Here is a 4,127-nt window from a genome sequence, read left to right on the forward strand (position 1 = left end):
CGATCCAATACCTATGCCATTCAGGCTGCCATGAAACATATAGGTTGGGAAGGAACGCAGTATCACCTGTATGACCAGAAAGATTTTGTAATCGACTCGCTTCGCGTGATCGCCGAAGACCACGATGTATTGATCATATCCGGCGGTGTTTCCAAAGGTAAATTTGATTTTATACCCGAAGCATTGGATAGTATAGGCGTGAAAAAACTTTTTCACCAGGTGAGCCAGCGGCCGGGGAAACCTTTCTGGTTTGGTACATCAAAAAAAGGAAAAGTAGTTTTTGCGCTGCCGGGTAATCCGGTGTCAACCTATATGTGCTTCTATCGCTATGTACTTCCCTGGCTTTGGAAAAGTCTGCAGGTAATATACGAGCAGCAATACGCTGTGCTCGCGCAAGACTTCAGGTTCAATCCTGTGCTTACCTACTTTCTGCAGGTAACGGTAAAGAATGAAGAAGGCAGAATGATGGCCTATCCGGATGCCGGTGGTGGTTCCGGAGATTTTGCCAACCTGAAACGCGTAACCGGTTTTCTGGAACTTCCCATCGACAAAGTAAACTTTGAAGCCGGCGAGGTATTTCCCTATTACCCGTTTCGGTTGATGTAATGCATATAGTATACCCGGATGCTGTTGTATGACTATTCTGCTGGCGCCTGATAAATTCAAAGGTTCGCTTACAGCACAGGAGGTGTGTGCTATTGCTGGCGATGCTATAGCAGCGATTGATCCATCGCATAAAATTATAGCTATACCACTGGCCGATGGTGGCGAAGGTTCCTGCGAATTGCTCACATCATTCAGCGGAGGTTCGTTCACAACGGTGCGGGTACACGATCCGCTGTTCCGCCCAATAAAAGCGCATTACGGAATAACAAAAGACGGCACTACAGCATTTCTCGAAATGGCTGTTGCCTCCGGACTACAATTGCTCAAACCGCCAGAAAGAAATCCATCACTTACCTCCACCATCGGCACAGGTGAATTAATGCGGCATGCGCTCGATCACAGTGTACAGCAAATCGTACTCGGTATAGGCGGAAGCGCCACCAATGATGCCGGCATGGGAATGGCAACTGCCCTCGGTATACAATTCTTTTCCGATACAGGTGAATTATTAGAACCTATCGGGAAGAATTTATCATTCGTTCATCGCATCGATACCTCGCTTCTTCATCCACGCCTGGCAGAAGTAAACATCACTATATTTTGTGATGTAGATAATCCCCTGCACGGTGCACAAGGCGCCGCATATACCTTTGCACCACAGAAAGGTGCCGATCGTGCCATGGTCATCCTGCTGGACACCGGATTACAACACTATGAAGCTATACTCGAAAGAACATTTCACAAACCAGTAAATTTTCCGGGTGCCGGAGCCGGTGGCGGACTGCCTGCTTCGTTACAGGCAATTACCAACCTCAACGTCCGCGCCGGTATAGATTTCATTATGGAGTTTACCGGGCTTGAAGAGCACATCCGCGAGGCCGATCTGATCATTACCGGTGAAGGCAAGATCGATGAACAGACACTTCACGGCAAAGTAGTGAATGGCGTAGCGAAGCTCGCCCGAAAACATCACAAACCGCTTGTCGTCATCGCCGGCAAAAGTGAGCTTACACCGCAGCAGACAGAAGAATTGGGCATCCGAAAAATTATTACCATCGCCAACGCGTCTACACCGGAAGAGCAAGCCATGCAAAACGCAGGTTCACTGCTCAAAAAGCGCATTCTAAACGATTTGAAGCCTTTTCTCATCTCCTGAAAAGTCTATTTGCATCGCTCTCCCATGCGGGTTAACTTTGCAGACTTAATTGAAAATTTCCTGCGGCATTCTGTGTTAATCTGTGAATTCTGTGGGAAATAATATTAACTGACATTCAACACCATGTTCGATAATTTAAGTTTAAAACTGGATAAAGCCTTTCAAAACCTGAAAGGCCAGGGACGCATTACGGAGATCAACGTTGCTTCCACCGTAAAAGAAATCCGCAAAGCCCTCATTGATGCGGACGTTAACTATAAAGTTGCCAAAGAAGTAACGGACGAGATCAAAGAAAAAGCGATGGGCCAGGATGTGCTCACCGCCATCTCTCCCAGCCAGTTGCTGGTAAAAATTACCAACGATGAGCTTACCCACCTCATGGGTGGCCAGAGTGAAGACATCAAGATCGATGGCAATCCGGCCATTATCCTCATAGCAGGTTTGCAGGGTTCGGGTAAAACAACATTCTCCGGTAAACTTGCCAGCTACCTGAAACGTCAGGGACGCTCTGTATTGCTAACAGCCTGCGATATATACCGCCCCGCTGCGATCGATCAGTTGAAAGTACTCGGTGAGCAGGTAGGCGTTGAAGTATATGCTGAGCCGGAGAATAAAGATGCCGTAAAGATCGCGAAAGCGGCAATCGATCACGCCAAGAAAAACAATCACCGTGTTGTTATAGTCGATACCGCTGGTCGCCTCGCCGTAGATGAGGAGATGATGAATGAGATTGCTCGTCTGAAAGAAGCACTCAATCCTTCTGAAACGTTGTTCGTGGTTGACTCCATGACGGGTCAGGATGCTGTGAACACGGCCAAAGCTTTCAACGACCGACTCAACTTCAACGGTGTTGTGCTCACCAAGCTCGATGGTGATACACGCGGTGGTGCTGCTCTCTCCATTCGCAGAGTAGTAGATAAACCGATTAAGTTTGTTAGCACCGGCGAAAAGATGGAAGCCATCGACCGCTTCTATCCCGATCGTATGGCCAGCCGTATCCTCGGCATGGGTGACGTAGTAACACTCGTTGAAAAAGCCCAACAGGCTTTCGACCAGGAAGAAGCCGCACGCCTCAACAAGAAGATACGCAAGAACCAGTTCGACTTCAACGACTTCCTTTCCCAGCTGGAGCAAGTGAAGAAGATGGGGAACATGAAAGACCTGCTAGGCATGATCCCCGGCATGGGCAAAGCCATAAAAGATATCGATATAGACGACAACTCCTTTAAACCCGTAGAGGCCATTATCCGCTCTATGACTTTACAAGAGCGCGAAAACCCGGACCTCATCAACGGCAGCCGCAAAGAGCGCATCGCCAAAGGAAGCGGCACCTCCATACAACAGGTAAACCAGCTCCTCAAACAATTCAGCGACATGCGCAAAATGATGAAGACCATGAATAAAATGGGAGGCGGCAAACGTGCGCTTTCGGCTTTGAATCCGTTTGGCAGGTAAATCTATCTTCGCAGGTATATAAATAAAAAACCGCTGCTATTCAGAGATGAGTGGCAGCGGTTTTTGTTTACCGTCAATGAGCTAAGTTCTCAGCTTTCGTTCAGCGCTTCAGTTCTTACAATGGAAAAATGGAATACTTAAAAATCAGAACCTTGAATTGAAGCAACTAAAAGTTTCGACTGGAATATTTTAAGTAACTATTTGTTCGCCTACTGACATAGGGCTGTCGCTTAGTGTATATCACTTTGTGATAACAAAACGAAATACTATGAATTTATCTTCTATTCGCGTGATCACGGGTGACATCAAACGCCTGGTTCAATTTTATGAAAATGTTACTGACCAGCCTTTTACATGGTATACAGATGACTTTGCTGAATTACGAACATCGTCCGGAGCCTTAGCGATCGGAAGTACCCGAACGCTGGCCTTTTTTGGCGGATCTGATATTGCCAGTGCGGCGAGCAACAAATCTGTAATTATTGAATTTTATATTGACAACGTTGATGACAAGTACAAGCACTTGGCAAATTTACCAGACATGAAAGTAGTGCAAGCCCCCACAACAATGCCTTGGGGCAACCGTTCCCTCCTGTTAAGAGATCCTGATGGTAACCTTGTTAACCTCTTTACACCGGTTACCCAGGAAGCACAAAAAAGGTTTAGCGGCATGAAATAGGGAACATCACTTCCAAACTATAGAATAAAGGTATATTTAGGCTCGCACGCCAGACTTTTGAAAAGTATACATTTTAATGAGGTAGGCTGAAGCCGATAATTTCAAACGGCAAATTATCGGCTTTTATCGCTGTCTCTTGCATAACAAACAGATCAGATTACTCAGAAACCCTCGCCCTTGGTGTTGTCCGCACACATGCTTAGCATTAGCTATAGACATGCACCAAAAAAA

4 protein-coding genes are annotated in these 4,127 nt (G+C 46.5%); all 4 read left to right on the forward strand.

Translation table 11 applies throughout. The features are described from left to right. Positions 1–606: molybdopterin-binding protein (locus V7Q33_RS22310; protein WP_333821345.1), on the forward strand; the 606-nt coding region annotated here is incomplete at its 5' end. Between the two features lie 28 nt (positions 607–634). Then, on the forward strand, positions 635–1,762 hold the full coding sequence (locus V7Q33_RS22315) for a glycerate kinase (RefSeq protein WP_333821346.1): 1,128 nt from the start codon (positions 635–637) through the stop codon (positions 1,760–1,762). A gap of 123 nt (positions 1,763–1,885) precedes the next feature. Then, positions 1,886–3,217, forward strand: a complete 1,332-nt coding sequence (gene ffh, locus V7Q33_RS22320) for a signal recognition particle protein (protein ID WP_331982000.1) — start codon at positions 1,886–1,888, stop codon at positions 3,215–3,217. 268 nt (positions 3,218–3,485) lie between these two features. Beyond that, positions 3,486–3,896 (forward strand): VOC family protein, encoded by a 411-nt coding sequence (locus V7Q33_RS22325; RefSeq protein WP_331982003.1) that lies wholly within the window; start codon positions 3,486–3,488, stop codon positions 3,894–3,896. Positions 3,897–4,127: the final 231 nt, after the last annotated feature.

The organism is Ohtaekwangia sp., assembly GCF_036786105.1.
In the GTDB taxonomy this organism is placed as follows: domain Bacteria; phylum Bacteroidota; class Bacteroidia; order Cytophagales; family Cyclobacteriaceae; genus Ohtaekwangia.